The organism is Paenibacillus sp. 10L310 (genome assembly GCF_056395745.1).
The window spans coordinates 23,281-29,543 of the sequence record NZ_JBFTKC010000034.1 but is presented as its reverse complement, the minus strand read 5'-3'; the positions used below and the strand labels follow the sequence as shown (position 1 = coordinate 29,543).

5 protein-coding genes and 1 pseudogene are annotated in these 6,263 nt (G+C 45.2%); 1 reads left to right on the top strand and 5 read right to left on the bottom strand.

Features of this window, described 5'->3' with window-relative positions; genetic code table 11:
- Nucleotides 1-603 precede the first annotated feature (603 nt).
- The 4 genes and pseudogenes from rocF to AC1DE7_RS31170 form a co-directional block, all read right to left on the bottom strand.
- Nucleotides 604-1,569: an arginase gene (rocF, locus tag AC1DE7_RS31185; protein WP_477535845.1), complete on the bottom strand. Its 966-nt coding sequence runs from the start codon at nucleotides 1,567-1,569 to the stop codon at nucleotides 604-606.
- A complete protein-coding gene (locus AC1DE7_RS31180; RefSeq protein ID WP_477535844.1) occupies nucleotides 1,559-2,779 on the bottom strand; it encodes an ornithine--oxo-acid transaminase in 1,221 nt (406 codons plus the stop codon). Before AC1DE7_RS31180 ends, rocF begins: the two co-directional genes overlap by 11 nt.
- Nucleotides 2,780-2,920: 141 nt before the next feature.
- A complete protein-coding gene (locus AC1DE7_RS31175; protein ID WP_036671925.1) occupies nucleotides 2,921-3,577 on the bottom strand; it encodes an amino acid ABC transporter permease in 657 nt (218 codons plus the stop codon).
- A 23-nt stretch (nucleotides 3,578-3,600) separates the two neighbouring features.
- A pseudogene (locus AC1DE7_RS31170) lies at nucleotides 3,601-4,373 on the bottom strand (transporter substrate-binding domain-containing protein).
- A 371-nt stretch (nucleotides 4,374-4,744) separates the two neighbouring features.
- On the opposite strand from AC1DE7_RS31170, the gene AC1DE7_RS31165 reads away from it, so the two are divergent.
- Nucleotides 4,745-5,389, top strand: coding sequence for a GntR family transcriptional regulator (locus tag AC1DE7_RS31165; RefSeq protein WP_036671927.1), 645 nt, complete (start codon nucleotides 4,745-4,747; stop codon nucleotides 5,387-5,389).
- Nucleotides 5,390-5,447: 58 nt separating this feature from the next.
- On the opposite strand, the gene AC1DE7_RS31160 is transcribed toward AC1DE7_RS31165, so the two are convergent.
- Complete coding sequence (locus AC1DE7_RS31160) at nucleotides 5,448-6,182, bottom strand: class I SAM-dependent methyltransferase (protein WP_477535843.1); 735 nt, start codon at nucleotides 6,180-6,182, stop codon at nucleotides 5,448-5,450.
- Nucleotides 6,183-6,263: the final 81 nt, after the last annotated feature.

The window sequence follows — 6,263 nt, the reverse complement described above, 5'->3', positions numbered from 1 at the left end:
AGAGCGATAAGCTCATTTTGAATCTGACGAGATTAAAAATCTCATTTGTGCTCCAGCCGATTCAAGCCAAGGCTTGTCTCAAACTTTTGCGTTCATTCTGCAAGCAGAATGTTTACTCACTCGTTGTTCAGTTTTCAAAGATCAAACTTGTTTCGTTACCGAATGTTGTTCTCTTCAGCAACTCTTATATAATATCATGTCCGAACCAACTTTGCAAGCTCTTTTTTTAAGTTTCTTTCGAAGCTTATTTTATTCGCTTGCTGCACCGTGTAAACCGTGTTTTCTTGGCCGGAATTAGAATATACCATGTACAGATTTCAATTGCAAGTTTTTTTTCAATAATGATAATCAACTCACATCATCAGCACAATATGTAATCTGACGCCTGTACATACAAATAACTCTCAGCATCCTTATTACGGTGCTTCTAATATACATATCCATTAAACATAACCAGGGAAGCCACTTCCACTGCGATTGCAGTGGACAATTGATTGTGACTAGCCCTAGTTTTCGGAGATCTCAGTTTTCTTTCCTTCTATAATAACTAAGAAAGTATATTCCTTAGGCTCAGCCCACATACCCCACTTCACTTCTCAGCGCTTACAATATGCGCTTACCAAGTAACGAAGCGATCAGTTCCACACCAAGCCTTGCCGTATGTCTATTGTGATCAAACAATGGATTCACCTCAACCAGTTCCATCGACGTAACTTGATTTGTGGAAGCAAGTATCTCCAATGCATAATGTGCCTCTCGGTAATTCAGACCACCAGGTACTGGGGTGCCCACACCCGGAGCTTCCCGCGGATCCAGACAATCCATGTCGAAGCTGACATGAATACCATCTGTCCCTTTTCCCGCTGTAGCTATTGCTTCCTCAATAACTTGCTTTATTCCCATCCGGTCAATATCATGCATCGTAAATGCTCGGATTCCCATCTCCTTAATCTGCTCTTTCTCATACTCATCCAGATCACGCAGACCAATATAGACCAAGTTGGACGGATCAATAAACGCGCCTGCTCCAGCAATGTGCGACAGATTGAATGCAGTATGCCCCAAGGATGCAGCCACACTCATCCCATGCATATTACCGGACAAGCTACGTTCTTCCGTATTCAAGTCTGCATGCGCATCAAACCAGATCACACCCAAATTCGAATAATGCGCTGTTAGCCCGGCAAAAGTACCAATCGCTACACTATGATCTCCCCCAAGCACAAGTGGGAAAGCACCCTCCTCTACTGCGCCTGATACTTCACTACACACCTTCTGACTGACCTGACGTACCTCATTTAAGTGTTTTACACAATTTCGCTCAATAGGGGCAGCCGGTTCAGAAGGACAATCTACCCGCACTTCTTTGGAAAGCACTAGCCCAAGACTCGCAATCTCCCGCTTCAGTCCAGCTGTAATCAATTCATCTGGCCCCAACTCTGCTCCACCTCTTGCTCCACCGAGTCCAAAAGGAACCTTAATGATAGCAATATTACGTCGCACAGTTGTTTGACTTGTATCAATAGAAGTATCTTTTATTCCACCATGTACATCATCATCATTTTTCATGTAGGTCAGCTCCCTCATTGGTGATCAACACCTGCTCAATTCTCTCCAGTGCCCAGTCAATCTCAGACTCTTTAATCGTCAGTGGTGGAGCAAATCGAATGGTTGTCTCATGGGTTTCTTTACACAGCAGTCCAGTAGACATCAAACGCTCACAATAAGGACGGGCTGGTTCATGCAGTTCAACACCGATAAATAAGCCTTTCCCCCGGATATCCCGTATGGCTGAACTGCGAATATCTCGAAGTCTTTTCATAAAATAGTTCCCCAGACGCTCCGATCGCTCAGCAAGCTTCTCATCTTCAAGAACATCCAGAGCTGCTATAGCCACGGCGCAAGCGAGTGGGTTGCCCCCAAACGTAGAACCATGAGACCCCGGCTCAAACAAATCAAGTATCTGCGCATCAGCAGCGATAGCCGAGATGGGCATGACTCCTCCCCCCAGCGCTTTGCCCATAATCCAGATGTCTGGTTCAACCCCTTCCCAGTCGGAGGCAAAACGGCGACCCGTTCTTCCAAATCCGGTCTGGATCTCATCAGATACAGTCAACACCTGCTGGCTCTTACACAGAGCAAAAGCTTCTGCCAAATATCCATCAGGCGGGATAACGATTCCAGCTTCGCCCTGAATAGGCTCTACAAGAAAACCAGCCGTATTTGGTGTAATGGCCTGCTTCAGCGCTTCAATATCTCCATAGGGTATAATCCGGAATCCAGGTGTGAACGGTCCAAAATCTTTTTTATACTCCGCTGAAGAAGAAAAGGACGTAACCGTCAGAGTTCTTCCATGAAAGTTACCAGAGCATACGATGATCTCGGCTTGATTTTCCGGTACACCTTTGCAACGATAAGCCCATCTACGTACCGCCTTCACCGCAGTTTCCACCGCTTCCGCTCCTGTATTCATGGCGAGAATCTTCGATTTCCCCGTGAATTGTGAGAGTTTCTGATAAAAAAGAGAAGCGGTGCTGCTGTGGAATGCCCGTGATGTCAGCGTAACCTGATCTGCCTGATCCTTGAGCGCCTGTATGATCACAGGATGTCTATGACCATGATTCAATGCAGAGTACGCACTTAACATATCCATATAACGGCGGCCTTCAGGGTCTTCCACCCATACCCCTTCCGCCTGTTCAATTACAATTGGGAGCGGATGATAATTAGGTGCAGCATAACGCTCCGACCAATCAATTAACATTTTGGAATCTGACATACACACCCAACACCTTTCCAAAATATTGTATACAAAATACAATAACAATGTATGCGATACCATCGCCATTTACGACTATATCTCTCTTTTTCCACTCCAGTCTAATCCAAGCCTTTCTCGAATCCAATCCTTTATCCATAGTTAGCGAGAAGTAGAAAGTCTACGTTCCAACCAAGAGAGTAAATTAGCCAGTGTAAATGTGATTATAAAATAGAGGCCGGCGGCAACAAGTAGCGGAGCAAGCGGCTGGAACGTAACACCCTGAATCGTTCTGGCCGTGTATATAATCTCGGCTATGCCGATCATGGAGACAAGCGAAGAATCTTTAATGATAATAATGAATTCATTACCGATGGCTGGAAGCATGTTACGAAAAGCCTGCGGCAGTATAATATAACGAAGTGTCATCCCATTTGTCATACCAAGGGAGCGCGAAGCTTCGGTCTGTCCTTTATCAATCGCTTGAATCCCGGCCCTGAACACCTCCGCCATATAAGCCGAGCTATTCATCGTCAGAGCTACCACCCCCGACATAAATGCCGGCAAGTTCACACCTACAACCGTCAGACCATAATGAATAATAAGAATCTGTACGAGCATTGGTGTTCCTCGAATGAGTTCAATATACGCCGATGCCACAAATTTAATTGGCCATATTCGGGATATTCGCATTAGCGCCATGATTACACCCAGCAACGTACCAAACAATACACCGAAGAAGGAAAGTTCAAGCGTGACCCACGCACTTCGTGCATAATCCTGCCAATGTTCTAATAGAAAGGAAAAATCTAAATTCACGGCATATCCCTCACTCGTCCGGTTTATTCGCCGAGCATCTCATTTGCTTCAACGACGAACCGTTCAATATCTCCGTTCGTTTTGAGCTTTTCCAATGTAGTGTTGATCTGATCCAGCAGCTTCTGATTACCTTTCTTCACCGCGATGGCCGAACCACCCTCGTCTTCAGCCTGTTCAATCTTCACACCTGCAACAACAAGCCCCTCTTGGTTCTTCACATACTGTTCAGCCACCGGCTTCTCCAGGATGAGTGCGTCTACACGCCCCGTCTGCAACTCCAGAATCAGTTCAGGTATTTTGGCCAGAGAAGTGAGCTTTGCTCCCTCTATTTCCCGAGCAATCCCTTCCTGAATGGAACTCTTTTGTACACCAACCTGTTTACCTGATAGATCATCCATGGACTTTAATGCCGCACCTTCCCCATCTCTAACAAGTACAGCCTGCTCTGCATAATAGTAGATATCCGTAAAATCAACATTCTTCTTTCGTTCTTCGGTAGGGGTTAAGCCTGATATCAAAAATCAACCTTATCTGTACCAAGGGCCATAAGAAGGCCATCAAAGTCCATGTCCTCAATCTTCAGCTCGGCTCCCAGATCAGCCGCAATTTCTTTGGCAATCTCGATGTCAAAACCTACAATGGTATCTTTACCATCAATTTTCTTATGAAATTCATAGGGTGCATAGTCCGCACTGGTTCCAAGTACAATGACTTCCTTTTCCGCAGAGCTACTGCCCGAAGACGAAGTAGCGTCTGATCGGGTCTCTGTCGTTTTTTCCTGCCCACATGCGGACATGAATACAACCACTAACAACAGCATCATTGGCAAAAGCACTTTTTTCACACATCATACCCCTATTCTTTTTTTTGAATGAGTAACATAATGGTTTGTATACAATATATATAAGACAATATATGGACTTATATGTAAGTAATACTAACAAATAATTTGGTTTATAACAATCATTATTTAAACATTTATACGCTCTAATTCCATAAAATGTGCTATATATAACATGGCATTTACATCAGCTGAAACATGAAGTTTGCTTGCCCAACTTCCCCCTCGGTGTTAAGATGATAAAAACTTGAAACTCCTGAACGGCGCGTACAGTACGGCCCCACACCCAGCTATTTATTCACTATACATAGAAAGGAGGATTCGGTATGGAGGTACCCAAATACCGGTCCTTGAAAGATCACGTATACGATTACATTGCCCAGAAGATTCAAGACGGGACGTTGCTTCCCAACCAGAAGATCAACGAGGCAGAAATATGCAAAAAGCTGGACATCAGTCGCACGCCTACTCGGGAGGCGCTTTTCCAGCTGGCTTCAGACAATCTGCTGCAATACATCCCACGCAGGGGATTTATTGTCACTCCTTTTGATGCAGGCAAAAAACTGGAATTCTCCCAAGCGATCGGTGTGCTGGAGGCACTTGCTGCCACACTTGCAGCAGACCACCTCAGACCATCTGAACTTTTGGAGATGGAAACTCTGGTTGTTCGAATGGACGAAGATATCAGCCAGCTTGATCTTGCTGCCTACAACAAAAACCAATATCAGTTCCATAATCTGTACATTCAGCGATGTGGTAATGCAACAGTCATTGAGATGTTAAACACATTGAAGAACAGTTTCATCCGGCAATCTTATGTTAGTGATAATAAACCAAAGCTATCTGAGGTACTGCTCGAAGTTAATGAAGAGCACCGGCAAATTTTAAGTGCTTTTCGAGCCAAAGATAAGAACCAACTGGAAGCCCTGCTCAAACACCACTGGCGGATTATCGACAACGATATGCTGTAGTACGTTCTGTCGGAACAAACCAAAGGCAACCCACACGATTGTGTGAGTTGTCTTTTTCCTATTTTTCGTTTTTGACCTCCAACGGTGCCCTAGCCGCAAAAACAGCATATCCCAACTTTTTGCCGTATTTCGCGAGCAAACGATCATTGGTTTGACTCATTCGCTGCATACGTTCATCCTCAAACCAATTCATATCGATCTCGCGATGTGGATCATGATCAACGCCCCATTTTCCCATGGATCGCGAATGTTCTTTGACCTCTACCTTGTTGAAACCACACTGCTTGAAGCGTTTTCTCCATGCTGTGGCCGTTACCAGGGTTCGTATACCGTAAAATTGCTTTAACCTGCGACACATCAATTCGGTCTTCTGGCCTGATAGAACCATCTCCCGATCCACTAAAAGTCCTCCGGGCTCCAACACCCTTCTATACTCAGCAAGTGCACTCCGCCATGGGGTGAAGATCGTGACCGACTCCACAAATACCACGTCAAAATGATTTTCCGGAAAAGGTAACGATGTTACATCAGCCTGAACAAATTGAACATCCACCCGTTCTCGTCTCGCTCGCCGAACTGCCTTATCCAGCATATTGCGATGAAGATCAATCGCCGTTACCCGATATCCACTTTTAGCCAGGTAACACGCAGTCCTCCCAGTGCCGCACCCTATCTCAAGAATATGATTACTCACAGGCAGAGATAAGCTATCCAGCAACTTCAGTGTTGCCAAAAATCCTCCAGGATGGGCACTTCCCTCCCCTAACCGAGCCAGCATGTCATGATAATCCACGCGACACCCCCTCCTCACTTCTCCCAGTGTATGGAGTAGATTCAAAAACGGCTCCTCCCCATTCGATTTTCCGGGTACTCG